This is a genomic window from Nocardioides sp. T2.26MG-1 (genome assembly GCF_950101795.1).
Lineage (GTDB): Bacteria > Actinomycetota > Actinomycetes > Propionibacteriales > Nocardioidaceae > Nocardioides.
On the sequence record NZ_CATNLZ010000037.1, the window covers coordinates 75,037 to 99,265 of the forward strand.

Genomic DNA, 24,229 nt, shown 5'->3' on the forward strand with positions numbered 1-24,229 from the left:
GACGCAGGGGGCCAGGTGACGTCGCGGGTGCGGCGTACCGTGCTGCCCTCCGGGTTGCGTGTGATCAGCGAGCACCAGACCGGGGTGCGGTCCGCCGCCATCGGTGTGTGGGTCGGTGTCGGCTCGCGTGACGAGAGCCCCGCGCTGCACGGCTGCTCGCACTTCCTCGAGCACCTGCTGTTCAAGGGCACCGCGGAGCGGACGGCCCTGGACATCTCGGTGGCGCTCGACGCGGTCGGCGGGGAGTTCAACGCGTTCACCGCCAAGGAGTACACCTGCTTCCACGCGCGGGTCCTCGACGAGGATCTGCCGCTGGCGGTGGACGTGCTCGGCGACATGATCACCGCCTCGACCCTCGATGCCGAGGACGTCGAGGCGGAGCGCGAGGTGATCCTCGACGAGATCGCCATGCACGACGACGACCCCGACGACGTCGTGCACAACCTGTTCGCGGAGCAGGCGTGGGGCGACACCCCGCTCGGCCGCCCGATCGCGGGCACCGTCGCCTCGATCCGGTCGCTGACCCGTGACCAGGTACGCCGCTTCTACCGGCGCCACTACCGTCCCGCCAACATCGTGGTCGCCGCCGCCGGCAACGTCGACCACGCCGCCTTGGTGCGCCAGGTGCGGCAGGCCTTCGGCCGCAACGGCTGGCTCGACGGCCTCGACACTCCGGTCGAGGCGCGGCACGGGTCGCGCAAGCGGATCCGGCCCGGGCAGCTCGTGACGACCCGCCCCTTCGAGCAGGTCAACGTGGTGCTCGGCATGGAGGGGCTGCGGCGAGACGACGAGCGCCGGTTCGCCCTCGGTGTCCTCAACACCGCCCTGGGCGGCGGGACGTCGTCGCGGCTCTTCCAGGAGGTCCGCGAGCGCCGGGGCCTGGCCTACTCGGTGTTCTCCTTCGCCAGCCACCACGCCGACTCGGGCCTGGTCGGCGTGTCCGTCGGCTGCCTGCCGAGCAAGCTCGACGACGTGCTCGCCGTGGTCCGCGAGGAGCTCGCGAAGGTCGCCGAGTCCGGGATCACCGCCGAGGAGCTGGCCCGGGGCAAGGGCCAGCTGCGCGGGGGACTGGTGCTCGGCCTCGAGGACTCCGCCTCGCGGATGTCGCGGATCGGCAAGGCGGAGCTGGTCCACGACCGGCTGCTCAGCATCGACGAGGTGATCGACCGCATCGACGCGGTCACGCTCGACGAGGTCCGCGAGATCGCGGCCGAGGTCTTCTCGCGGCCCGAGATCCTCGCGGTGGTCGGTCCGGGCTGACAGCACCCCGCGCGGCTCGACACAGCGGTATGCGGCCAGGGAGGCTCCTCCCATGGACAAGACCTCCTCGGGACCCGCACTCGCCCTGACCGCCACGTTGGCCCTGTACTTCCTGATCATGGCCGCGTGGGTCGACGACGGCACGGGTACCCCCGCCGACCACGCGGCGGCCAAGGTCCTCGGAGTCGTCGCCGGTGGCTTGGGTATCGCCGTCGTGTTCCTGTCGTGGCGCCTGATCAAGGAGCTCGACGCGCGCATCCTGCCCGGTTACGTGCCACCCGACGAGGACGGCACCCCGTCCTGACCCGTCGCTGCGGTCCAGATCGTCATACGCGGTGTGGCTGCACGATCTGGACGAGGTGCCCGTCCGGATCCAGGACCCATGCGATCAGCAGCCGGTCGAGCCACGGCGCGGGCTCCTTGACCGGGGTGGCACCGAGTGTCTGGAGGCGCTCGTACGCGGCTGGCACGTCATCGGTCCACAAGACCACCGCGGCGCGTTGGCCGTCGGCGACGGGCTCGAGTCCGTGGTCCTGGCGGGTGGACGTCACGCTCGCGACGCCGAGCCGGTAGCCGTCGAGCACCAGGTCGACGTGGATCGGGTCGCCCTCGGTCGGCGTACGGAACACCTCGTCGAACCCGAGCGCGGTGTAGAAGTCGGCGGTACGAGCTGGGTCGCGGCTGAACAGCACGATCTGGGGCGTACGGAACGTGGCCATGGGCCAGAGCCTGTCAGATGGTGGCGCCCGCACCAGATCGCGCGGGGTGACTCGCTGCGGTGCGTCAGGCCGAGGTCGCGGCCTCGCGTACGGCGTCGGCCACCGCAGGCGCGACACGGGGGTCGAAGACCGAGGGCACGATGTAGCTGGGGTTGAGCTCCGACGGCGAGACGGCGTTCGCGATCGCGGAGGCGGCCGCGAGCATCACCTCCTGGGTGATGTCGTGGGTGCCCGCGTCGAGCATCCCGCGGAAGAACCCCGGGAAGGCCAGCACGTTGTTGATCTGGTTGGGGTAGTCGGAGCGACCGGTGGCGACCACTGCCGCGTGCTGTCCTGCGGCGACCGGGTCGACCTCGGGATCGGGGTTCGCGAGCGCGAAGACGATCGCGTCATCGGCCATCGTCGCGATGTCGTCGCCGGAGAGCAGGTTCGGCGCCGAGACACCGATGAAGACGTCGGCCCCGGGCAAGGCCTGCTCGAGCGAGCCGGCGAAGTGGCCGCGGTTGGTGTGGTCGGCGATCCACTGGCGCGCCGGGTCGAGGTTCTCCTGTCCGTCGTGCACCGAGCCGTTCCGGCCGCAGGCCACGATGTCGGTCGCGCCCTGGGCGTGCAGCAGCTCGATGATCGCGTGACCGGCCGCTCCCACGCCGCTGACGACGATGCGGACCTCGCTCAGCTGCTTGCCCACGACCCGCAGGGCGTTGGTGAGGGCGGCGAGCACCACGATCGCCGTACCGTGCTGGTCGTCATGGAACACGGGGATGTCGAGCTCCGCGCGGAGCCGCCGCTCGATCTCGAAGCACCGCGGCGCGGCGATGTCCTCGAGGTTGATGCCGCCGTACACCGGCGCGATCGCCTTCACGATCTCGATGATCTTCTCGGTGTCCTGGGTGTCGAGGCAGACCGGCCACGCGTCGACCCCGGCGAACTGCTTGAAGAGTGCGGCCTTGCCCTCCATCACCGGCAGGGCCGCCGCCGGGCCCAGGTTGCCCAGTCCCAGGACCGCGGAGCCGTCGGTCACCACGGCGACCGTGTTGCGCTTGATGGTGAGCCGACGGGCGTCCTCGGGGTTCTGCGCGATGGCCAGGCACACCCTCGCCACTCCCGGCGTGTAGGCGCGCGAGAGGTCGTCGCGGTGCTTGAGCGGCACCTTCGGCACGACCTCGAGCTTGCCCCCGAGGTGCAGGAGGAAGGTGCGGTCGCTGACCTTGCGGACCGTCGCACCGTCCACGCGGTTGAGCGCCTCCGTGATCAGGTCCGCGTGGTCCATGTCCGAGGCGTCGCAGCTGACGTCGACGACGAGGCGGTCCGCGAGGGACTCGGCCACGTCGAGTGCGGTGACCGAGCCTCCGGCCCCGGTGACTGCGGCGACCACGTCTCCGGTGGCCCGTGCGGACGAGGGCACCTCCATCCGGACCGTGATCGAGTAGCCGGGACTGGGAGTTGCCATGACGCTCCTTCGGACAGGTGGCTGGAGGTATCGCCCCGACACCGAGATGCCGGCGCTGTTGTCATACAGGTGCCGGCCGAGCGTAGCGCCGCCCGCTGAGGTCGGCTGAGGGCGCCTAACGCACCAGCACCACGACGGCGGCGCACGCGCACGCCCACAGCACGCTGACGAACGTGCCGATGATGAACCGCTCGGCGGCGCCGGTGCGGACGCCGTCCTCCGCGGCGCGGAGCTCGGGGTAGCGGCCGAGCCCCTTCACGGCGAGCACCACGGCGAGCCCCTCGGGCCAGCCGGCGACGAGGGTGGCGAGGATCGCGCCGCGCTCGAGCGCGCCGATCCATGCTCCTCCGCGCAGCACCCGGCCCGCGGTCTGCATCGAGTCGGCCGGGGCCTCGCGCCGGTCGACGAGGTCGAAGACCAGGGCGGTCACCGGCCCACCGCCGGCGACGGCCACGGCGCCGGCGAGCAGCGCGAGGAGTGCGGTCAGTCCTCGCCCGTCGACGGCCACGTCGGGCGGGGCGGCGGCGACGACGCCGGCCGCGAGCAGGACCAGGAGGGAGGCGGGTGCCCAGATGCGGCGGGCGGTCCGGGCCCAGGCCCCGAGGGCGCAGACGAGCGCGCAGGCGAGCAGCACCATCACCAGGGCGCCCCAGTTGTCGGCGGTCATGACGCCTCCTCCAGCAGGATCCGGGCGAGGACGCCGGCGAGCTCCTCGGCCCGCCGGGCCTCGACGATGCCGGCGGCCTGGGCGCGCTGGCTCACCGCGGACTGGCTGATGCCGAGGCGCTTGCCGGCCTCGGCGTACGACAGGCCCTCGGCGACCAGGTCGGCGACCTCCCACCCGCGGGGGCTGCGCCGGGCCAGCACCGCCGCCCAGAGCCAGAGCGTGCTCTCGAGCGCGCGGCCTGCCCAGTGGTCGGCGACGACCCGGACGTGCCACGGGCTGGTCTTGGCGTCGGTGACGGCGGTGCGGGCGCGCAGGTACGCCGGGCCGCGGCCGGCCCGGGCGTGGTCGGGGAGCGGCTCCTCCACGACGCCGACGCCGACGCCGACGTACCACTGGTCGGCGCGCAGCAGCTCGCCGACCGCGGCCATCGCCGCGTCGGCGTCGTCCAGGACCCCCTGGAGCTCGTCACCCGCGGTGCGCTCGAAGGCCAGCAGCGTCGGGACCGGCGCCAGCCGTTCGAGGGTCTCGGGGATTCGGTCCGGCGTGTGGCTGCTGTCGCGCTGGTCGACGGTGAGCACGAGGGCGACGGTCATCAGGCTCCTTCCTGCAGATGAGCCTAGATTAGGAAATAACCTAATGCAAGCACCAGATAAGGAAATAACCTCATCGACGTCCGATGATGCCGATGACCGGCGGGGCCTTCTGGTCGACCACCGAGACGCGGAAACCGCCCTCGGTCAGCGCCGCCGACGCCTTCTTCACGATCGTCGGCACGAGCTCGGGGCGGTTGGCCTCGTAGAACAGGAACACCTCGCCACCGGGGACGACCCGCTCGTGCAGCAGTGCGACCTCCTCGGTGCAGGAGCGCACCCAGAACAGGTTGACGTTGAACGAGAACACCTTGTTCAGCCGCTTCACCGGGACGCGCAGGGTGGCCAGGTCGATCTGCCGGACCGTGAGCCGCCCCGACTCCACGAACCGGGCACAGCGGCGCTTCGTGCGGTCGACGCCGGACTCGGAGCGGTCGATCGCGAACAGCTTGCCGGTCTCGAGCCGCTCGCAGATCAGCTCGGCTCCGGCGCCGGGACCACAGCCGATCTCCAGGACGTGGTCGGACGGCTGGACGTCCATGATGTCCACCGCCCACCGGATCCGAGGCGGGATCGTCTGCACTGCCATGGGGTCAGCCTGCCAGACGTGGGCAGGGCCCGGGAGGATGCCTCGCTCGGCTAGTAGGTTGTCGGGCGTGATGAAGGTGGGTGTGCTCGGAGCGCGGGGCAAGGTCGGAGCCGAGGTCTGCCGGGCGGTCGAGGCCGCCGAGGACCTCGAGCTGGTCGCGCAGGTCGACGCCGACGACGACATCGAGGCCCTGGTGACCTCGGGCGCCGAGGCGGTCGTCGACTTCACCCATCCCGACGTGGTGATGGACAACCTCGAGTTCTGCATCGACCACGGCATCCACGTGGTGGTCGGCACGACCGGCTTCGACGACGCTCGCCTCGACCAGCTGCGCGGCTGGCTGGCCGACTCCCCGAGGACCGGCGTGCTGGTCGCCCCGAACTTCTCGATCGGCGCGATCCTGATGATGCGGTTCGCCGCGGTCGCGGCGCCGTTCTTCGAGTCGGTCGAGGTCGTGGAGCTCCACCACCCGACGAAGGCCGACGCGCCGTCGGGGACCGCGCGGCGTACGGCGGAGCTGATCGCCGCGGCCCGCCGCGAGGCCGGCCTGGGGCCGGTGCCGGACGCGACCTCCACCGCCCTGGACGGCGCGCGGGGCGCGGACGTCGACGGGATCCGGGTGCACGGGCTGCGGATCCGCGGCCTGGTCGCTCACCAGGAGGTGATCCTCGGCGGGGTGGGGGAGACGCTCACGATCCGACACGACTCGCTCGACCGGGCGTCGTTCACGCCCGGCGTGCTCACCGGGCTCCGCGCGATCGCCGGCCACCCGGGGCTCACCGTCGGGCTGGAGCACTTCCTCGACCTGGCCTGATCTGCCGCAAGATCGCCGTTCTGCACGTTCCTGCATTGCAGGAATCCGCACGTACCGGGCCGTTCCACTTCTCGTTGTCCCGGGCGAGGCTTCGTGTCCGAAGTCCACCCACCCCCACGAGAAGGACCCACACATGCGCAGAATCTCGGGCGTCGCCACGGCGGCGGTTCTCGCCCTCACGGTCGTCGGCATCCAGTCCGGCAGCAGCCAGGCCGCTCCGCACCGGCCGAACGCCGTCCAGGCCCTCCTCGCCCACCCGGGCGCGGCCCTGGCCAGCGACGGCACGGCGTTCAAGGTCACCGACAGGGTCACCGACGCCGACGGCAGCACCCACGTCCGCATGGACCGCACCTACCGTGGCCTTCCCGTCCTGGGTGGCGACCTCGTGGTGCACCGCGGTGCCGCGGACGCCTGGAACGGCGTGACCCAGACCCTCGAGAACGAGGTGCACGTCGCCACGACGCCCGCGGTCGGCAAGAGCGCGGCCGCGAGTCGCGCCACGGCGCCGGCCAAGGCGACCCGCGGCATCACCGGGGCCAAGGCCGAGTCGAGCCGCCTGGTCGTGGACGCCACGACCGGCACCGCCCGGCTCGCGTGGGAGGTCGTCACCGGCGGCACCCAGAAGGACGGCACGCCCAGCCGGCTCGCGACCTACGTCGACGCCAAGACCGGCAAGGTGATCCGGCGCGAGCAGCAGATCCAGACCGCGGACGGGTCGGGCCAGTCGCTCTACTCCGGCACGGTCCCGCTGCAGCTGACGCTCTCGGGGTCGACGTACCAGCTCAAGGACCCGACCCGCGGCAACACCTACACGACCGACCTCAACAACGCGACCGACTCGCTGGGCTGCCAGTACTTCGGCTTCAACTGCAAGGCCGGCACGATCTACACCAGCCCGGACAACCTGTTCGGCAACGGCTCCACCAGCAGCCGCGAGTCGGCCGGCGTGGACGCGCAGTACGGCACGAACATGACGTGGGACTTCTACAAGTCCACGTACGGCCGCAACGGCATCTTCGGCAACGGCACAGGCTCGTACAACCGCACCCACTACGGCAAGAACTACGTCAACGCCTTCTGGGACGGCACCAAGATGACGTACGGCGACGGTGACGGCGTCAACTACGGCCCGCTGGTGTCCCTCGACGTGGCCGGGCACGAGATGTCGCACGGCGTCACCGAGAACACCGCGGGCCTGAACTACTCCGGTGAGTCCGGCGGCCTCAACGAGGCCACCTCGGACATCTTCGGCACGATGGTGGAGTTCTACGCCGCCAACGCCAACGACGCCGGCGACTACCTGATCGGCGAGGAGTTCGACCTCAAGAACCACGTCGGCTTCCGCCGCATGGACAACCCGGCGTCCGACGGCTCGTCGTTCAACTGCTGGTCGTCCACCGTCGGCAGCGCCGACGTGCACTACTCCTCGGGCGTGGGCAACCACTTCTTCTACCTGCTCGCCGAGGGCTCGGGCGCCAAGACGATCGGCGGTGTCGCGCACAACAGCCCGACCTGCAACGGGTCGAGCGTCACCGGCATCGGCCGCGATGCCGCGAGCGCGATCTGGTACCGCGCGCTGACGGTCTACATGACCTCCAGCACCAACTACGCCGGTGCCCGCACCGCCACGATGAACGCCGCTCGCGACCTGTACGGCGCCGGCAGCGCCCAGCAGAGCGCGGTGGCCGCCGCGTGGAGCGCGGTGAGCGTCAGCTGATCTGCTGATCCATCGACGAGCGCAGGGCGGTGACCGGGGTGGTCACCGCCCTGCCTCGTCTCAGGTGAGGGCGGCGAGGGCGTCGAGGACCCGGGCCAGACCGAAGTCCCAGGCGAACGACGGGTCGGTCGCGCCGTCGTGGGCCGCGCCCGCGGCCGCGCCGACCTCCTGCGCGAGAGGGTGGTCCTCGCCGAGGTAGGCCGCCAGCCGCGGTCCCCACTCGGGCCAGTGCTCCGCGAGCTCGGCGGCGTGCGGGCGGGGGGCCAGCGAGCGGGCGCCGGCCCGCACGAAGTCCAGGACGAACGTGAGCGCGGCATCACACGTCACGGGGTCGAGCCCGAGCGGCGTCAGCGCCCGGAGCTCGTGGTCGTACTTCGCGATCGTCCCGGGGCCAAGGGCGGTCCGGTCGTCGCGGACCTCGTGCAGCCACGGGTGCGCCTGCAGCAGCGCGAGGTTGGCCTCCGCGAGTCGGCGTACGCGTGCGCGCCAGCCGAGGCGGCCGTACGACGGCCGGTCCAGCTGCCCGTGGACGGCGTCGGCCATGAGGACGAGGAGGTCGTCGCGGCTGTTGACGTGCGTGTAGACGGACATCGTCGAGACGCCGAGCTCGCCCGCGAGCCTGCGCACCGTGACCGCGCCCAGCCCGTCGGCGTCGGCGAGCCGGATCGCAGCCGCGACCACGGTGCCGGTCGACACGCTGGCCCGAGGGCCCCGGCTGCCGCCGGCAGGGGCGTCCGGGTGGTCCCTCCAGAGGAGGTCGATCAGCGGCCGAGGCACGTCTTCTCCATGTCGGGAATCATCCTAGACTCCGATACGTTGTACGGCGTACAGAGTTCATCACGACGAAGGGAAACATGTGAAGGTCAACGCCACCGCCATCTCGCTCAACGTCGCCGACGTCGACGCGTCGGCCTCGTTCGCGACGACGCACCTCGGCTTCACCCAGGCCATGGCCGCGGACGGGTTCGTCTCGCTCGCGCACCCGAGCGCCGGGGTCAACGTCGTCTTCCTGCGCACCGGTCTGTCGACGTTCAAGCCGGAGGGGATCGCCGGCCCGGCCGGGCAGGGCCTCCTGCTCGCCCTGGAGGTGGACGACCTCGACACCGAGTTCGCCCGGATCTCCGGGGCGGGCGCCCGCGTGGTCACGCCGCCGGAGACCGAGCCGTGGGGCGAGCGCTACTGCCAGTTCGCCGACGACAACGGGATCGTCTGGCAGTTGGTGCAGTGGGTCGCGGCCCCGGGGGAGTAGCCGGGACGCAGCGGGGCGGTGACCTGGTGGTCACCGCCCCGCTGTCATCGAGTCGAGGAAGACGGAGTCGTCCTACGGCTCGACGGTGACCTTGATCGCCTCGCCGTTCTGGACGATCGAGAACGCGTCGAGGACCTCGTCCAGCGGGATGTGGCGGGTGATGAGGTCCTTGACCGGCACCTGGCCGGTGGAGATGTACTCGAGGGCCCGCTTGTTGTGCTCGGGGGCCGAGCCGTTGGCGCCGTGGATGTGCAGCTGGCGGTAGTGCACGATGTTGGAGTCGCAGGTGATCGTCGGGTTCGTCTTCGGCAGCCCGCCGAAGAACGAGATCCGGCCGTTGCGGGCGGCCATCGCGATCGCCTGCTCCTGGGTGATGTTCGCGGCGGTCGCCGTGATCACGACGTCCGCGCCGCGGCCGCCGGTGAGCTCCATGACCCTCTCGACCACGTCGACCTCGGCGGCGTTGATGGTCTCCTCGGGCTGGACGGCGTCGGCCGACATCTTCAGCCGGTCGGGGTTGACGTCGACGAGGTAGACCGGTCCGGCCTGGTGGACGCCGCGGGCGATCCGGATGTGCATGCAGCCGATCGGGCCGGCGCCGAAGACCACGACGGTGTCGCCGGGCTCGATGCCGAGCAGCTCCTGGGCGTTGATCGCGCAGGCGAACGGCTCGGCGGCCGAGGCCTCGTCGTACCCGACGTTGTCGGGGATCCGGTTGAGCCCGTCGACCTTGAGGACCTGCTTCGGGACGATCATGAACTCGGCGAACCCGCCGTCGTACTGGTAGCCCATCGAGGTCTGGTTCTGGCAGACCGCCATCCAGCCCTTCTGGCACTCGTAGCACTCACCGCACGGCACGGCCGCGATGACCTGCACACGGTCCCCGGCCTGCCAGCTCGAGCCGTACGTCGCGTTCACGTCCGCGCCGACCTCGACGACCTCGCCGGCGATCTCGTGGCCGATGGTCCGCGGGGGAGTGAGGTTCTGGTGGCCGTTGTGGAGGATCTTCACGTCGGTGCCGCAGGTGGAGCAGTTGCGCACTCGCAGCTTGATCTCGTCGGGGCCGCACGTGGGCTCCGGCACCTCCTCGAGTCGCACGTCCTCGGGTGCGTAGAAGCGCAGGGCCTTCATGTTCTCTCCTCGTCGGGGGTCCAGTGGTGCACCCACGGTAGCACCGTTTATCTGTGTTTATCTGCGAACATGTTGCTCTAGACCCTTGACGGGGTGTTTTTCGCGGAGATATACAGGCAATCACAGATTCGCAATGGCGCTCGTCACATCCCGTGCCGGTCGCTGGCGACAAGGCCCGACCAGCCTGCGCAGGCTGGCGCCTCAGGAGGAAGAGCAGCATGGCCACAGCCACGCAGACGCCGGCGGAACGAACCTCCGCCCGCGTCCACGTCCAACGCTTCGGCACGTTCCTGTCGAACATGGTGATGCCCAACATCGGCGCGTTCATCGCGTGGGGCCTCATCACCGCGATGTTCATCGAGGTCGGGTGGTTGAACCTCGGCGGCGGCGACCACGGCTGGCTCAGCGCGGACAGCTGGGTCGCCCACATCGGCGGCTGGGGTGACTACGCGGGCGGCGGCATCGTCGGCCCGATGATCAAGTTCCTGCTGCCGGTCCTGATCGGCTACACCGGCGGCAAGATGGCCTACAACGACCTGACCCGCGGCGGCGTCGTCGGCGCGATCGCGACGTTCGGTGTCATCGCGGGCACCGAGATCCCGATGTTCATGGGCGCCATGATCATGGGCCCGCTCGGCGGCTGGAGCATGAAGCACATCGACAGCATGTGGCTCGGCAAGATCAAGCCCGGCTTCGAGATGCTCGTCGACAACTTCTCCGCCGGCATCTGGGGCGGCATCCTGGCGACCTTCGGGTTCTTCGCCCTCAGCGACGTGCTCACCTGGGTCGCCGACCGGCTCGGCGACGGCGTGGAGTTCCTCGTCAACCACGACCTGCTGCCGTTCGCGGCCTTCGTGATCGAGCCCGCCAAGGTGCTGTTCCTCAACAACGCCCTCAACCACGGCGTGCTGACGCCGCTCGGTCTCGCCGAGTCGGCCGACAGCGGCAAGTCGATCCTGTTCCTCCTCGAGGCCAACCCGGCCGCCGGTCTCGGTCTGCTGCTCGCCTACAGCATCTTCGGCAAGGGCCTGGCGAAGGCGTCGGCCCCCGGTGCCGCGATCATCCACTTCTTCGGTGGCATCCACGAGGTCTACTTCCCCTACGTGCTGATGAAGCCCAAGCTGATCCTCGCGATGTTCGCCGGCGGCTTCACCCAGATCCTGATCAACGTCATCTTCTCCAGCGGCCTGCGGTCCCCGGCGGCTCCCGGCTCGGTGTTCGCGGTCTACATCTCCGCGCCCACCGACCTGAAGAACCTCACGGGCATCACGCTCTCGATCCTCGGCGGCGCAGCGGCGTCGTTCTTCGTCGCGGCGATCCTGCTGAAGACCGACAGGACCATCGAGGCCGAGGACGAGCTCGTCACCGCCACCGAGAGCATGGAGGCGATGAAGGGCAGGAAGTCGGTGGCCTCGTCGCTGGTCGCCGGCTCGTCGGCGGCCGGCCACGCCGGCCCGATCAGCAGCATCGTCTTCGCCTGCGACGCCGGCATGGGCTCCTCCGCCATGGGCGCCTCGGTGCTGCGCAAGAAGGTCCACGACGCCGGCTTCACCGACGTCACCGTGGTCAACAAGGCGATCGCCAACCTGACCGACACCTACGACCTGGTGGTCACCCACCAGGACCTGACCGCCCGAGCCCGCCAGAAGACCGGCTCGGCGATCCACGTGTCGGTCGAGAACTTCATGGGCAGCCCGCGGTACGACGAGATTGTCGAGCTGGTCCGCGAGCGCAACGGTGGCGCGCGGGCAACCGTGGGTGCCGCCGACGGAGAGGAGCCTGCTCTAGCGGGTGGACTCCTGACCGACGACGCGATCGTCCTCGACGCCCCCGCGGGGGAGTCGCGCGACCAGGCCATCACCCGCGCGGGTGAGCTGCTCCGCACCACGGGTGCCGTCACCGCCGAGTACGTCGCGGCGATGCACACCCGGGAGTCCTCGGTCTCGACGGCGATGGGCAACCTGCTGGCGATCCCGCACGGCACCAACGAGGCGAAGACCGCGGTCAGCCGGACCGCCCTGTCGTTCGTCCGCTACCCGGAGCCGATCGACTGGAACGGCAAGCCGGTGCGCTACGTGGTCGGCATCGCCGCGACCGGCAACGAGCACCTGAAGATGCTCGGCCGGATCGCTGAGGTGTTCGTCGATCCCGAGCAGGTCCGCCGGCTCGAGACGGCCACCTCGGCCGCCGACGTCCGCGCTGTCCTCGGCGAGGTTCAGCCGGTCTGAGGGGGACACACGACGCTGGCCCGGAGGGTTCACACCATCCGGGCCAGCGCCGCGACGAGCGCGGCGCCGAACACCACCACGAGGAACGGCGCCCGCACCAGCAACAGCAGCACCGCCACGATCAGCCCGAGGGCGCGAGCGTCCAGCACGATCTCGTGCCCTCGGGCCACCACCTGCACGGCCACGAGCGCGGAGAGCAGCGCGACCGGGATGAGGTCGGCGATCCGCTCGGCCACCGGGTGCTCGAGGACCCGGGGCGGCACCGAGAGGCCGCCGAGCTTGAGCAGGTAGCAGCCGGCCGCCGTCACCAGGACCGCGACCCACGTCGCGGTCACGGACGCGCACCCCGGGTCAGGACGCCGGCGATCAGCGCCACGGCCGCCGCGGCGAGCACCGGCACGCCGGCCGGCACCAGGGGTACGACGCCGAGCGCGACCGCCGCGGCCGCCACCCCGACCACCTGGTTGGTGCGCGAGTGGAGCCGCGGCCAGAGCAGGGCGAGGAAGGCCGCGCCCACGGCGGCGTCCAGCCCGTAGGTGCGTGGATCCCCGAGCGCGTTGCCGGCTACGGCTCCCGCCGCGGTCGCGAGGTTCCAGAGCACGAAGATCGAGGCCCCGGTCCAGGTGAACGCCAGCCGCGCGGCGGGCACCGACTCCCGGGTCACCGCCATCGCGGTCGACTCGTCGATGAGGACGTGGGCGCCCAGCACCCGCCGCCAGCCGGTCCAGGCGAGCAGTGGCGCCATCCGCAGGCCGTAGAGGGTGTTGCGGGTGCCGAGGAGCAGCGCGGTCATCGCCCCGGACAGGGGAGCGCCGCCGGCGGCCACGACCCCCACCAGCGCGAACTGGCTGGCGCCGGTGAACACCAGCAGCGAGAGGACGCAGGTCTGCGCGACCGACAGGCCGGCGGCCACCGACACCGCTCCGAAGCCGACGCCGTACGCGCCCGTGGCTACGCCGACGCCGAGGCTGTCGCGGATGATCGAGGACCGCTCCGCCGCATCCAGGGTGGGCTCGAGTGGCGCGTCGGTCACGAGCCCGACGGTAGTGGGCCGGTCGAAGGACCGGGGTCGGATATCAGTGGCGACGCACGCGCACGGGGCGCGGCCGGTGGTGGAAGTCGTGCAGCAGCACGAAGCCCAGGAGCGCGCCGGCGAGGCCACCCCAGAGTGCGCCGGCTACGGCGGCCGCCGACGCCGTGGCGAACTGTGCGATCCAGATCCCGGACACGATGCCGACCGCGAGGACGGTGGCGATGACGAGCATGCGATACAGCGGCGGGAGTGGACCGAACACGAGAGGCCCCCGTTCTGGAGTGGAGTTCCATCGTGCACCCGCAGCCCAGGATTTCAAGAGGGAGTTCCTAAGAGAGTGCTGTGTGCAGCCGGACCTGCTTGACCCGGGTGGTGCCCTCGCCGTCCAGGTCGAGCTCGCGGTGCGCGGTGTCGGGCGCCCAGCCGGCCTCGGTGAGGAAGCCCCGCAGCGCGTCGTCGGTGGCGATCGACCAGGTCACGGCCCGGGTGAAGCGGTCGGCCTGCATGGTGTCCACGGCAGCCTGCAGGAGCCGCGAGCCGTGGCCGCGGCCGCGCTCGCCGGGGTCGACGGCCAGCTCGCGCAGCTCGGCGTCGGCGACCGGGTCGCAGTCGGGGTCGCTCGCGGGCGTGGTGATCGCGAACCCGACCACGCGGTTGCGCTCGAGCGCGACCAGCACGCGGTTGCGGGCGTCCTTCGGCGCAGCGAGCGACGCCCGCCACGCGGCGGCGGCCGCCTCGACCTGGTCGGGCCCCGGGAGGGCGTCGGCCGGCAGCACGCCGGCGTACGTCTCGCGCCAGGTGCGCAGCTGCAGCTCGGCGATCGCCGGGGCGTCGTCGGCCCACGCGACCCGCACGGAGACGTCGGCGGTGGGCCCGGGGGAGCTGCTCATGCCGCCATCCTGACAGCCGACCCGTCGTGTTACATCGTCGCGCCCGGCGTACTGTGATCTGTAACACGCGGTGGTAGCGTGCCCGCGTGACCCCCATGTCGAGCTTCGAGGACCTGCTGGCCGACGACGGCCGGGTCGAGCCGCGCGACGAGATGCCGGACGACTACCGGCGCACGCTCGTGCGCCAGATCGCCCAGCACGCGCACTCCGAGATCATCGGCATGCAGCCCGAGGGCAACTGGATCAGCCGGGCGCCCAGCCTGCGCCGCAAGGCGATCCTGATGGCAAAGGTGCAGGACGAGGCGGGGCACGGCCTCTACCTGTACGCCGCCGCCGAGACGCTCGGCGTGGACCGCGAGGACCTGCTCGACCAGCTGCACACCGGCCGGCAGAAGTACTCCTCGATCTTCAACTACCCGACGCTCACCTGGGCCGACGTCGGCGCGATCGGCTGGCTCGTCGACGGCGCCGCGATCGTCAACCAGGTGCCGCTGTGCCGCTGCTCCTACGGGCCCTACGCCCGGGCGATGATCCGGGTCTGCAAGGAGGAGTCGTTCCACCAGCGGCAGGGCTTCGAGATCCTGCACACGCTCTCGCACGGGACGCCCGCCCAGAGGGCGATGGCCCAGGACGCCGTCGACCGCTACTGGTGGCCGGCGCTGATGATGTTCGGGCCGCCGGATGCCGACTCGCCGCACTCCGAGCAGTCGATGGCATGGGGGATCAAGCGGTTCTCCAACGACGAGCTCCGGCAGCGGTTCATCGACATGACCGTCCCCCAGGCCGAGGCCCTCGGGCTGACCCTGCCCGACCCGGAGCTGCGCTGGAACGCCGACCGCGGCCACTACGACTCCGGTCCGATCGACTTCACCGAGCTGTTCGAGGTGATCAAGGGCAACGGCCCGTGCAACGCCCAGCGGATGGCGCACCGGGTGCGCGCCCACGAGGACGGCGCCTGGGTGCGCGAGGCGGCCTCCGCCTACGCGGCGAAGCACGCTGCGCGGACCAGGGAGGGGGCAGCGTGACGAACAGCGTCAAGGACTGGCCGCTCTGGGAGGTGTTCGTGCGCTCGCGCCGCGGGCTGTCCCACGTGCACGTCGGCTCGCTGCACGCGCCGGACGCCGAGATGGCGCTGCGCAACGCCCGCGACGTCTACACCCGACGCCAGGAGGGCGTCTCGCTGTGGGTCGTGCCGTCGGCACAGATCGTGGCCTCCGAGGCCGGCCAGCGTGAGTCGTTCTTCGACCCCGCGGCCGACAAGGTCTATCGCCACCCGACGTTCTACGACGTCCCCGAGGGGGTCGAGCACCTGTGATCACCCCACCCAGTTCTGCTGGTCTCTTCTCCTACGTCCTCGGCCTCGCCGACGACGCGCTGGTCTCCGCCCAACGGCTGGGCTGGTGGATCAGCCGCGCCCCCCAGCTGGAGGAGGACCTCGCGCTCGCCAACATCGGCCTCGACCAGCTCGGCCAGGCCCGCACCCTGCTGACGTACGCCGGTGAGGTCGAGGGCGCCGGCCGGACCGAGGACGACCTCGCCTACCTGCGTGACGAGCGCGAGTTCCGCAACGTGTGGCTCGTCGAGCGCGCGCAGACCGACTTCGGCGTCGCGATGGCCCGCCTGCTGCTGTTCTCGGCCTGGCAGTCGGAGCTGTACGCCGCGCTCGCGGCCGGCAGCGACCCGACGCTGGCCGCGATCGCCGGCAAGGCCGTCAAGGAGGTGGCCTACCACCTCGACCACGCGGCCCACTGGGTGGTGCGGCTCGGCGACGGCACCGAGGAGTCGCACGCCCGGATGCAGGCCGCGCTCGAGACGGAGTGGCCCTACGTCGACGAGCTGTTCGGCCCGGTCGAGGGTGCCGTGGTCGACCCGGCCGTGCTCCGGCCCGCCGTGCTCACGACGGTGGAGGCGGTCCTCGCCGAGGCCACGCTGAGCGTCCCGCAGGTGGCCCGCGCCCGTGGCGGTGGCCGCCACGGGCTGCACACCGAGGAGCTGGGCTACCTCCTGGCGGAGATGCAGCACCTGCACCGGTCGCACCCGGGGGCGACGTGGTGACGCGGGAGACCGGCGCCTGGAAGATCGCCGCCGACGTGCCCGACCCCGAGCTGCCGGTGGTGACGATCGCCGACCTCGGCATCCTGCGCGACGTCACCGAGGACGACCAGGGCCGCGTGCACGTGCAGATCACGCCGACGTACTCCGGATGCCCGGCGATGGAGACGATCCGCACGGACCTGGTCGACGCGCTCACCGGGGCCGGCTACCAGCGGGTCGACGTGGAGTTCGTGCTCGCGCCCGCCTGGACCACCGACTGGATGACCGACGAGGCGAAGGAGAAGCTGCGGGCGTACGGCGTCGCGCCGCCGGGCACGGGTCCGGTCGGCCTCCCGCTCGCCGTGCGGTGCCCGCAGTGCGGGTCGCTGGACACCCGGGAGTCGAGCCGGTTCGGCTCCACCGCCTGCAAGTCGCTGTGGGTCTGCCGCAGCTGCCGGGAGCCGTTCGACCACTTCAAGGCCCTCTGATGGGGTGGATCTGAGGTGCCGGCGGCCCTCCATTCGCTGCGGGTCGCGGCGATCGACGAGCTGACCGACGACGCGGTCGCGCTGACCTTCGAGGTGCCCGAGGCGCTGGCCGGTGAGTTCGTCTTCGAGCCCGGCCAGCACGTCTCGATCCGGGGCGGCGCCGGTGACGTGGGCGACGTGCGCCGGTCCTACTCGATCTGCACGGCCCCGTCGTCGCGGGTGCTGCGGATCGGGGTGAAGCGGCTGCCCGGCGGGGCGTTCAGCGAGGGCGTGCTCGGCGGGCTCCGGGTCGGGGACCACCTGGAGGTGATGACGCCGGCGGGGCGGTTCACGGTCGCGCTCGACCCCACGGCCCGGCGTACCCACGTCGCGATCGCGGCCGGCTCCGGCATCACGCCGGTGCTCTCGATCGTCTCGGCGATCCTCGAGGGCGAGCCGGAGTCGTCGGTGCTGCTGATCTACGCCAACCGCACCCACCGCTCGGTGATGTTCCTCGACGAGGTGCACGACCTCAAGGACGCCTATCCGACCCGGCTCCAGGTCGTGCACGTGCTCTCGCGGGAGGCCCAGGACGTGGAGCTGTTCTCCGGCCGGCTCGACGGCGCCCGGCTCGAGCGGATCCTGGCCGCGCTGATGCCGCCGGCGGACGTCGACCAGTGGTACCTCTGCGGGCCGCAGCAGCTGGTGACCGAGCTGCGCGCGACGCTCGACCGGCTGGGGGTCGACGCCGGGCACGTGCACAGCGAGCTGTTCCACGCCGACCCGGTCGAGCGGGCTCCGGTCGCGGTCCTCGAGGGTGCTCCGGAGGGCGCCGCCCGGGTGACGATCCGGCTCGGCGGGCGCTCCTCCGAGCTCGACCTGAGGCCGGACGACGTCCCGGTCCTCGAGGCGGCGCTGCGGGTGCGCTCCGACCTGCCGTTCGCGTGCAAGGGCGGCGTCTGCGGGACCTGCCGCGCGCGGGTCGTCGAGGGCAGCGTGGCGATGGACGTCAACTACGCGCTCGAGCCCGACGAGATCGAGCGCGGCTACGTCCTCACCTGCCAGTCGCACCCGACGTCGGACCGCGTGGTGGTCGACTTCGACGCCTGACTAGTGTCGGAGCATGGAGATTCGCAACCTCGGCAGCAGTGGGCTCAAGATCTCGGCGATCGCGTACGGCAACTGGCTGACCCACGGGTCGCAGGTCGAGGAGGACGCCGCGACCGCCTGCGTCCGGCAGGCTCTCGACGAGGGCATCACGACCTTCGACACCGCCGACGTCTACGCCAACACCGCGGCCGAGTCGGTGCTCGGGCGCGCGCTGACGGGCGAGCGCCGTGAGGGCCTGGAGATCTTCACCAAGGTCTACTGGCCGACCGGGCCCGGCAAGCACAACGACCACGGCCTGTCGCGCAAGCACATCATGGAGTCGATCAACGCCTCGCTCACCCGGCTCGGCACCGACTACGTCGACCTCTACCAGGCGCACCGCTACGACGACGAGACGCCGCTCGAGGAGACGATGGAGGCCTTCGCCGACGTCGTGCGCCAGGGCAAGGCGCTCTACATCGGCGTCTCGGAGTGGCGCGCCGAGGACATCCGGGCGGCGCACGAGCTGGCCCGGGAGCTGAAGATCTCCCTGGTCTCCAACCAGCCGCAGTACTCCATGCTCTGGCGGGTCATCGAGTCCGAGGTCGTCCCGAGGTGCGAGGAGCTCGGCATCGGGCAGATCGTCTGGTCGCCGATCGCCCAGGGCGTGCTGACCGGCAAGTACCTGCCCGGCCAGGCGCCGCCGGAGGGCTCGCGCGCCACCGACGAGAAGGGCGGCGCGAACATGATCGGCCGCTGGATGCAGGACGACGTCCTCGAGCGGGTCCAGCTGCTGCGGCCGGTCGCCGAGGAGGCCGGTCTCACGATGGCGCAGCTGGCCGTCGCGTGGGTGCTGCAGAACAGCAACGTGTCCGCGGCGATCATCGGCGCCAGCCGGCCCGAGCAGGTCACCGACAACGTCAAGGCCGCCGGCGTACGCCTCGACGAGGCCACCTTGAAGGCCATCGACGAGGCGGTCGGGCCGATCGTGGAGCGCGACCCCGCCCAGACGCGGACGCCGCGCCGCCGCGACCTCGCCTGAGAGCGCGGCCGCGGCTCAGCGGTAGTCGTCGGGGAGCTGCTGGCCGATCTTGACCCGGGACTTGGGCAGCCGCATGAACTTCATCTGCAGCGCCCGGGTGATCGCGTAGTAGGTGAGGCCCTTGGTCGGGCTGTCGGGGAAGCGACGCGTGATCTCGCGACGCAGCCGGAAGCGCAGCACCACCATGTCGAGCAGCACCAGCAGCACGGTCACGAGCAGCACGGTGTTGCCGACGTTGGCGAGTGCGCGGTTGCCGGAGTAGCCCAGGATCATCGTCACCAGCAGCAGCGGGATGACCAGCTCGATCAGCGAGAACCGGCTGTCGACGTAGTCGCGGATGAAGCGCCGCTCCGGGCCGCGGTCGCGGTCGGGGTAGTAGCGCTCGTCGCCGGACTTCATCGCCTGGCGGACCGACTGGCTCGACTGCGATCGGGCCGCGCGCTGGGCGCGGACCTGCTCCTTGCGGGTGCGTGGCACCTTGGCGCGAGCCTTGGCGGCCGCCTCGGCCTCGCGCCGGGTGGGGGTCGGACGCCCCTTGCCCCCGACCTTGGTGGCGGTGGTCTCGGGGGTGGTGGTCTCGGACTTGCTGCGACGGAACAACGGGCGGCCTAACACGGGGTCGGACATGGGTGGGTGCAGATCGGCACCAGACTACCGGCGGCGTCGCACGTGCTTGCGTTTGAGCCTAGGCTGTTGCCTCAGACCGGCGCACCGCCGGCGAACGACCCCGAACGACTCAGCATCACTGGAGAGGGATCCGTCCTCATGGGTATGTGGCAGCGCATCAGCCTGATCTTCCGCTCGAAGGCCAACAAGGCTCTCGACCGCGCCGAGGACCCGCGCGAGACCCTCGACTACAGCTATCAGCGCCAGGTCGAGCTGCTCTCCAAGGTGCGTCGGGGCGTCGCGGACGTCGCGACCAGCCGCAAGCGCGTCGAGCTCCAGATCAACCAGCTCGAGCAGCAGTCCGGCAAGCTCCAGGACCAGGCCCAGAAGGCCATCTCGATGAACCGCGAGGACCTGGCGCGCGAGGCGCTGACCCGCAAGTCCGGGCTCACCACGCAGATCAACGACCTGCGCACGCAGCACGCCCAGCTGCAGGGCGAGGAGGAGAAGCTCACCCTCGCGCAGCAGCGGCTGCAGGCGAAGGTCGAGGCCTTCCGCACCCGCAAGGAGACGATCAAGGCCACCTACACCGCGGCCGAGGCGCAGACCCGCATCAACGAGGCGATGTCCGGCATCGGCGACGAGATGGGCGACGTCGGCGCGGCCATCCAGCGCGCCGAGGACAAGACCGCGCAGATGCAGGCCCGGGCCGGCGCGATCGACGAGCTGATCGCCTCCGGTGCGCTCGACGACGTCAGCGCGGTCGGGGCGGGCGACGACATCGCCCGCGAGCTCGACGCGATGAGCTCGCAGGCCGACGTCGAGGCCGAGCTGGCGGCACTCAAGGCCGGCAGCGGCCCGCAGGCGATCGAGCCCGCCGAGACCGGTGGCGCGATCCTCCAGGCCGAGCCGGAGAAGGAGTCCACCGAGGGGAACCAGGGCTGACCGCGGTCCGTTCTCACAGGTGACACCCGATTCGCGGGTGCCGCTGACCCCTTGGTGACATCGGGGAGAATGGACGACATGGCACGCACTCGTTTCGTCGGTGACGCCGGGCTGACCGCCCGGATGACGCTGGTGATGTTCCTGCTCGGCGCCCTGTTCGTCGGGCTGATCGCGATCCTGATGGGCGTGTTCTGGAGCTCTCCAGGCATCGTGGTCCTCATCGGAGTCATCGGGCTCGGCGTCGTCTGGTTCCAGTGGTACAAGTCCGACACCGTCGCGATGAAGGCGATGCGGGCCCGCGAGGTCAGCCGGGAGCAGGCGCCCGAGCTGCACGACATGATCGAGCGGCTCTGCGCGCTCGCCGACATGCCCAAGCCCCGTGTCGGCGTCGCCGACACCGACCTCCCCAACGCGTTCGCCACCGGCCGGTCCCCGCAGCGCTCCGTCGTGGTGGTCACCACCGGCATCCTGCGCCGGCTCGAGGCCGAGGAGCTCGAGGGCGTCCTCGCCCACGAGCTCTCCCACGTCGCCCACCGCGACGTGCTGGTCATGACCGCAGCCTCGAGCGCCGGCATCGTCGCGGGGATGCTCACCCGCGGCGCGCAGTACGGCGCGTTCTTCGGCGGCGGGCGCCGCGACAACAACAACAACGGCCTGCCGGTCTGGCTCGTCGTTCTGGTGGTCAGCCTGGTCACCTACGCGATCAGCTTCCTGCTGCTCAAGCTGCTCTCGCGCTACCGCGAGCTGTCGGCGGACCGGGCCGGCGCCTACCTCACGATGAAGCCCCACGCCCTGGCGTCCGCACTGCAGAAGATCACCGGCGAGATCAACCAGATCCCGCAGCGCGACCTGCGTCAGGCGAGCGCGATGAACGCGTTCTTCATCGCCCCGGCCGTCCAGGGCGTCTCGCTGCGCACGCTGACCTCGACCCACCCCACCCTCGAGCAGCGCCTCGAGCAGCTCGCCAAGATCCAGGCCGAGCTCGGCCGCCCCGCGGCCTAGCGCCGATGGGCTTCTGGGACGTCATCGCCGGGCGCAGCCGGCCCAAGGCAGCGAACCTCGACTCGCTGTTCCTCGTGCCGAGCGCGGCGATCACTCTGCAGACGACGATCGGTCTCACGCCCACGGGCGAGGGGTCGGTCTGCTACCGCGCCGCCGCCGGGGCCGCCTTCCAGGAGACCCAGGACGACGTCGTCGCGCTGCTCGATGCCGACCCGGACGCCCCCGCCGTACAGGTCTCGCGCGACGAGTACGGCTTCACCTGGCTCGTCGCCCACCGGGATCCGTCCGACACCGCCGGGCTGTGCACCGACCTGCACGCGGTCAACACCGCGCTCGAGGCCCAGGGCTTCGGCACCGGGCTGCTGTGCTCGCTGGTGCCGTTCGCCGACGTGTCCGGCCGCCGGCTCGGGCTGGTCTACCTCTACAAGCAGGGCACGTTCTACGCGTTCGCGCCCAAGCCCGGCGCGGACCGGCAGCGCGACAACCTGCTCGAGATCCAGGTGCGCGACACGCTCGCCGGCGAGCTGCCGATGGAGCAGGACCTCGGCCGGTGGCTGGCGGTCTGGGGTGCTCCAGGGCTGTAGCGCTCGATCCCGGTGGTTGAGGTGCGAGCGAAGCGATGCCGGTGGTTGAGGTGCGAGCGAAGCGATGCCGGTGGTTGAGGTGCGAGCGAAGCGAGCCTCGAAACCACCGTCCGGCCGCCTCGGTCTGTGGGCTCTGACCTGGGCAGACGTCGCCCCGGGGCACTGTCGGTGCCCTCTGTTTGACTGTGGTCATGGTCACAGCGGACGCCTGGACGGAGATGTCGGAGGAGCAGATCCTCGACGCCGCAGGCGCGTGCGCGCTGAGCCTGCAGCGTGCGGAGACCGACCTGCTCCGCTTGGCCTACCAGTGGGCGATTGCGCACCCCGGCATCGCGTTGGACCCCGCGGACGCGCACAAGCCCGGCCGGGAGCGCGCGAAGCACTGGGGCGGGGACGGGACACCGGACGTCAGTGAGTTCGCGGCGGCGGAGTTCGGCGCGCGGATCGGCCGATCACCTGCGGCGGCGGCGTCGTTGATCGGGGACGCGTTGGATCTGCAGCACCGGCTCCCGCAGCTGTGGGCCCGGGTCCAGGCCGGCGAGGTCCGCGCCTCCTACGCCCGGTTCGTGGCGACGAGGTCTCGCGAGCTGTCCCTGGAGCAGGCCGCCCACGTGGACGCCGGGGTGACCGAGTCCGCGGACGGACGGATTCCGTGGTCGCGGTTCGAGGTGCTGGTGGCGGCGAAGGTCGCCCAGGCCGCCCCCGACCTGGCGCGGGAGAAGGAGGAGCGGGCGGCGAAGGCGCGGTTCGCGAAGAAGACTCACACCCGGGTGGACGACGCGCATGGCATGGGGTCGTTCCTGGTCCGCGCCGACATCGCGACCATCGAGGCCATCGACGACTACGTCACCACCCGCGCCCGCCGGCTCGCGGAGACCATGCCGGACGCCCCGCACCTGCAGACCGACGACGAGCGGCGGGTGCACGCGTTCTTGCTCCTCGTCTCCGGGAAGCCCGACGAGACCGACCTGGCCGATCTGTTGCCGGGGGTGCAGCTGTTCGTGCACACCTACGCCGGCCCCGACCGCGAACCCGTCGTGCGGGTCGAGGGGCATGGCCCGCTCACCGAGACCTGGCTGCGAGAGGTGCTCGGGCCACGGGCGCGGTTCACGGTCCGGCCGGTGTTGGATCTTGCCGGGCAGGCGCCGGTGGATGCCTACGAGATCCCGGATCGACATCGTCGGGCCGTGCATCTGATGACGCCGGCCGACACCTTCCCCTTCGCCTCCTGCACCTCCCGGTCGATGGAGATCGACCACACCACCCCGCACGCACGCGGCGGGGTCAGCGGTGTCGGCAACTACGGCCCGATGTCCAGGCGACATCACCGGGTCAAGACCCATGCGCCTGGCTGGGACGTCCGGCAGCCGTTCCCCGGGATCTACGTCTGGCGCGACCCTCACGGCGCGTTCTACCTCGTCGATCACACCGGCACCCGCCGGCTCCCCGGCACTGCCGGTCCCCGCGCCCGCCGACCGGTCGTCGTCGAGCTGTGGCACTCACCCATCGACATCGAGCTCGACTACCCACCCCCACCCGAACACCACCACGCCGCCTGATCCCACGGGGATCGGGGCCGCATCTCCGAAGGCAGCGTCGATGCTCGTGGTCGTGTCCTTGGCGGCGATAAGACGCTGGTGTCACGGCCCTGGATCGTGAGTCATTGCGGGTCTCTAATAGTCCTTGCAGTAATCGGACGGCCCGCCATCAGCTCTCGTGTCGGTGCGGCTCATCGTCGGCGTGGAGCTCCTCGTTCCCACCAGTCGATCGGCGCGTCTCCGTCAATCAGCGAGGCGGTGAACTCGACGTCGGACTGGTTGCAGAACTTCCATAGCTCCTTCGCGGCTCGGGTGTACTGGAAGATGACCTCGTCGGTCTCAAAGGCGTCGAGCTCGCCGGCCCTGAAGCGGTCGGCAGACTTGGCGACGTGTTCGATGAGCTGGCCGAGCTGGGACTCGTGGTAGGCCGCGACCCTCTCGCGAGCAGCTTGGCGCGTCGACTGCTGGGGCATAAGGGCGACGTTACTTCCGTGTCACCCGCGATCGCAGGCGTCGACGGCAACTTTGCGACTAACCGGACAGCGGCATGTCCGTGCGTTCCCACGAAGGATCGTCGAGAATGCC

General features: G+C 71.0%; 29 protein-coding genes. 16 read left to right on the top strand and 13 right to left on the bottom strand.

The window, feature by feature from the left end; all coding sequences use genetic code 11:
- Nucleotides 1-15: 15 nt before the first annotated feature.
- Nucleotides 16-1,260 (top strand): M16 family metallopeptidase, encoded by a 1,245-nt coding sequence (locus QQZ14_RS24315; RefSeq protein WP_284537021.1) that lies wholly within the window; start codon nucleotides 16-18, stop codon nucleotides 1,258-1,260.
- 52 nt (nucleotides 1,261-1,312) lie between these two features.
- Nucleotides 1,313-1,564, top strand: a complete 252-nt coding sequence (locus QQZ14_RS24320; protein ID WP_284537022.1) for a hypothetical protein — start codon at nucleotides 1,313-1,315, stop codon at nucleotides 1,562-1,564.
- Nucleotides 1,565-1,586: 22 nt separating this feature from the next.
- On the opposite strand, the gene QQZ14_RS24325 is transcribed toward QQZ14_RS24320, so the two are convergent.
- From QQZ14_RS24325 to QQZ14_RS24345, 5 genes are all read right to left on the bottom strand, one after another.
- Complete coding sequence (locus QQZ14_RS24325) at nucleotides 1,587-1,979, bottom strand: VOC family protein (protein ID WP_284537023.1); 393 nt, start codon at nucleotides 1,977-1,979, stop codon at nucleotides 1,587-1,589.
- Between the two features lie 64 nt (nucleotides 1,980-2,043).
- Complete coding sequence (locus QQZ14_RS24330) at nucleotides 2,044-3,429, bottom strand: NAD-dependent malic enzyme (RefSeq protein WP_284537024.1); 1,386 nt, start codon at nucleotides 3,427-3,429, stop codon at nucleotides 2,044-2,046.
- Between the two features lie 115 nt (nucleotides 3,430-3,544).
- The gene (locus QQZ14_RS24335) at nucleotides 3,545-4,096 is read right to left on the bottom strand and encodes a hypothetical protein (protein ID WP_284537025.1); all 552 of its coding nucleotides are present in this window, start codon (nucleotides 4,094-4,096) and stop codon (nucleotides 3,545-3,547) included.
- Nucleotides 4,093-4,689: a transposase gene (locus QQZ14_RS24340; protein ID WP_284537026.1), complete on the bottom strand. Its 597-nt coding sequence runs from the start codon at nucleotides 4,687-4,689 to the stop codon at nucleotides 4,093-4,095. The genes QQZ14_RS24335 and QQZ14_RS24340 overlap by 4 nt, the downstream gene beginning before the upstream one ends.
- A 70-nt stretch (nucleotides 4,690-4,759) precedes the next feature.
- The gene (locus QQZ14_RS24345) at nucleotides 4,760-5,275 is read right to left on the bottom strand and encodes a class I SAM-dependent methyltransferase (protein ID WP_284537027.1); all 516 of its coding nucleotides are present in this window, start codon (nucleotides 5,273-5,275) and stop codon (nucleotides 4,760-4,762) included.
- 67 nt (nucleotides 5,276-5,342) lie between these two features.
- Between QQZ14_RS24345 and dapB the strand changes: the two genes are divergently transcribed.
- Complete coding sequence (gene dapB, locus QQZ14_RS24350; RefSeq protein ID WP_284537028.1) at nucleotides 5,343-6,089, top strand: 4-hydroxy-tetrahydrodipicolinate reductase; 747 nt, start codon at nucleotides 5,343-5,345, stop codon at nucleotides 6,087-6,089.
- A gap of 133 nt (nucleotides 6,090-6,222) precedes the next feature.
- Nucleotides 6,223-7,806: a M4 family metallopeptidase gene (locus tag QQZ14_RS24355; RefSeq protein ID WP_284537029.1), complete on the top strand. Its 1,584-nt coding sequence runs from the start codon at nucleotides 6,223-6,225 to the stop codon at nucleotides 7,804-7,806.
- Between the two features lie 60 nt (nucleotides 7,807-7,866).
- Here QQZ14_RS24355 and QQZ14_RS24360 read toward each other — a convergent pair whose 3' ends face one another.
- The gene (locus tag QQZ14_RS24360) at nucleotides 7,867-8,583 is read right to left on the bottom strand and encodes a TetR/AcrR family transcriptional regulator (protein ID WP_284537030.1); all 717 of its coding nucleotides are present in this window, start codon (nucleotides 8,581-8,583) and stop codon (nucleotides 7,867-7,869) included.
- A 79-nt stretch (nucleotides 8,584-8,662) separates the two neighbouring features.
- On the opposite strand from QQZ14_RS24360, the gene QQZ14_RS24365 reads away from it, so the two are divergent.
- On the top strand, nucleotides 8,663-9,055 hold the full coding sequence (locus QQZ14_RS24365) for a VOC family protein (protein ID WP_284537031.1): 393 nt from the start codon (nucleotides 8,663-8,665) through the stop codon (nucleotides 9,053-9,055).
- A gap of 72 nt (nucleotides 9,056-9,127) precedes the next feature.
- Here the strand turns inward: QQZ14_RS24365 and QQZ14_RS24370 are convergent, their stop codons facing one another.
- On the bottom strand, nucleotides 9,128-10,186 hold the full coding sequence (locus QQZ14_RS24370) for a zinc-dependent dehydrogenase (RefSeq protein WP_284537032.1): 1,059 nt from the start codon (nucleotides 10,184-10,186) through the stop codon (nucleotides 9,128-9,130).
- Nucleotides 10,187-10,404: 218 nt separating this feature from the next.
- On the opposite strand from QQZ14_RS24370, the gene QQZ14_RS24375 reads away from it, so the two are divergent.
- Complete coding sequence (locus QQZ14_RS24375; protein WP_284537033.1) at nucleotides 10,405-12,414, top strand: PTS mannitol transporter subunit IICBA; 2,010 nt, start codon at nucleotides 10,405-10,407, stop codon at nucleotides 12,412-12,414.
- Nucleotides 12,415-12,443: 29 nt separating this feature from the next.
- Here QQZ14_RS24375 and QQZ14_RS24380 read toward each other — a convergent pair whose 3' ends face one another.
- The 4 genes from QQZ14_RS24380 to QQZ14_RS24395 form a co-directional block, all read right to left on the bottom strand.
- Complete coding sequence (locus tag QQZ14_RS24380; RefSeq protein ID WP_284537034.1) at nucleotides 12,444-12,749, bottom strand: AzlD domain-containing protein; 306 nt, start codon at nucleotides 12,747-12,749, stop codon at nucleotides 12,444-12,446.
- On the bottom strand, nucleotides 12,746-13,447 hold the full coding sequence (locus tag QQZ14_RS24385) for an AzlC family ABC transporter permease (RefSeq protein WP_284537035.1): 702 nt from the start codon (nucleotides 13,445-13,447) through the stop codon (nucleotides 12,746-12,748). Before QQZ14_RS24385 ends, QQZ14_RS24380 begins: the two co-directional genes overlap by 4 nt.
- 43 nt (nucleotides 13,448-13,490) lie before the next feature.
- The gene (locus QQZ14_RS24390; RefSeq protein ID WP_284537036.1) at nucleotides 13,491-13,679 is read right to left on the bottom strand and encodes a hypothetical protein; all 189 of its coding nucleotides are present in this window, start codon (nucleotides 13,677-13,679) and stop codon (nucleotides 13,491-13,493) included.
- Nucleotides 13,680-13,776: 97 nt separating this feature from the next.
- Entirely contained in the window at nucleotides 13,777-14,337 is a 561-nt protein-coding gene (locus tag QQZ14_RS24395) for a GNAT family N-acetyltransferase (RefSeq protein WP_284537037.1), read from the bottom strand.
- Nucleotides 14,338-14,432: 95 nt separating this feature from the next.
- Between QQZ14_RS24395 and paaA the strand changes: the two genes are divergently transcribed.
- Genes paaA through QQZ14_RS24425 form a run of 6 tightly spaced genes read left to right on the top strand, consistent with a single transcriptional unit; the run spans nucleotide 14,433 to nucleotide 18,969 of the window.
- Entirely contained in the window at nucleotides 14,433-15,362 is a 930-nt protein-coding gene (gene paaA, locus QQZ14_RS24400; protein ID WP_284537227.1) for a 1,2-phenylacetyl-CoA epoxidase subunit PaaA, read from the top strand.
- Nucleotides 15,359-15,652 carry a 1,2-phenylacetyl-CoA epoxidase subunit PaaB gene (gene paaB, locus QQZ14_RS24405; protein WP_284537038.1) on the top strand — a complete coding sequence of 98 codons (294 nt, stop codon included), beginning with the start codon at nucleotides 15,359-15,361 and terminating at the stop codon, nucleotides 15,650-15,652. Before paaA ends, paaB begins: the two co-directional genes overlap by 4 nt.
- Nucleotides 15,649-16,392, top strand: coding sequence for a 1,2-phenylacetyl-CoA epoxidase subunit PaaC (gene paaC, locus QQZ14_RS24410; protein WP_284537039.1), 744 nt, complete (start codon nucleotides 15,649-15,651; stop codon nucleotides 16,390-16,392). The genes paaB and paaC overlap by 4 nt, the downstream gene beginning before the upstream one ends.
- Entirely contained in the window at nucleotides 16,389-16,859 is a 471-nt protein-coding gene (paaD, locus tag QQZ14_RS24415) for a 1,2-phenylacetyl-CoA epoxidase subunit PaaD (protein WP_284537040.1), read from the top strand. Before paaC ends, paaD begins: the two co-directional genes overlap by 4 nt.
- 15 nt (nucleotides 16,860-16,874) lie before the next feature.
- Entirely contained in the window at nucleotides 16,875-17,948 is a 1,074-nt protein-coding gene (gene paaE, locus QQZ14_RS24420; RefSeq protein WP_284537041.1) for a 1,2-phenylacetyl-CoA epoxidase subunit PaaE, read from the top strand.
- 13 nt (nucleotides 17,949-17,961) lie between these two features.
- Nucleotides 17,962-18,969: an aldo/keto reductase family protein gene (locus QQZ14_RS24425; protein ID WP_284537042.1), complete on the top strand. Its 1,008-nt coding sequence runs from the start codon at nucleotides 17,962-17,964 to the stop codon at nucleotides 18,967-18,969.
- A gap of 15 nt (nucleotides 18,970-18,984) precedes the next feature.
- Here the strand turns inward: QQZ14_RS24425 and QQZ14_RS24430 are convergent, their stop codons facing one another.
- Nucleotides 18,985-19,596, bottom strand: coding sequence for a DUF3043 domain-containing protein (locus QQZ14_RS24430; RefSeq protein WP_284537043.1), 612 nt, complete (start codon nucleotides 19,594-19,596; stop codon nucleotides 18,985-18,987).
- Between the two features lie 138 nt (nucleotides 19,597-19,734).
- Between QQZ14_RS24430 and QQZ14_RS24435 the strand changes: the two genes are divergently transcribed.
- The 4 genes from QQZ14_RS24435 to QQZ14_RS24450 all read left to right on the top strand — a co-directional run bounded on the left by QQZ14_RS24435 (nucleotide 19,735) and on the right by QQZ14_RS24450 (nucleotide 23,665).
- Nucleotides 19,735-20,520: a PspA/IM30 family protein gene (locus QQZ14_RS24435; RefSeq protein WP_284537044.1), complete on the top strand. Its 786-nt coding sequence runs from the start codon at nucleotides 19,735-19,737 to the stop codon at nucleotides 20,518-20,520.
- A gap of 78 nt (nucleotides 20,521-20,598) precedes the next feature.
- The gene (gene htpX / locus QQZ14_RS24440; protein ID WP_284537045.1) at nucleotides 20,599-21,522 is read left to right on the top strand and encodes a zinc metalloprotease HtpX; all 924 of its coding nucleotides are present in this window, start codon (nucleotides 20,599-20,601) and stop codon (nucleotides 21,520-21,522) included.
- A 5-nt stretch (nucleotides 21,523-21,527) separates the two neighbouring features.
- Nucleotides 21,528-22,106 carry a PspA-associated protein PspAB gene (gene pspAB, locus QQZ14_RS24445; protein ID WP_284537046.1) on the top strand — a complete coding sequence of 193 codons (579 nt, stop codon included), beginning with the start codon at nucleotides 21,528-21,530 and terminating at the stop codon, nucleotides 22,104-22,106.
- Nucleotides 22,107-22,297: 191 nt separating this feature from the next.
- The gene (locus tag QQZ14_RS24450; protein ID WP_284537047.1) at nucleotides 22,298-23,665 is read left to right on the top strand and encodes a DUF222 domain-containing protein; all 1,368 of its coding nucleotides are present in this window, start codon (nucleotides 22,298-22,300) and stop codon (nucleotides 23,663-23,665) included.
- Nucleotides 23,666-23,835: 170 nt separating this feature from the next.
- On the opposite strand, the gene QQZ14_RS24455 is transcribed toward QQZ14_RS24450, so the two are convergent.
- Nucleotides 23,836-24,117: a hypothetical protein gene (locus QQZ14_RS24455; protein ID WP_284537048.1), complete on the bottom strand. Its 282-nt coding sequence runs from the start codon at nucleotides 24,115-24,117 to the stop codon at nucleotides 23,836-23,838.
- Between the last annotated feature and the right edge of the window lie 112 nt (nucleotides 24,118-24,229).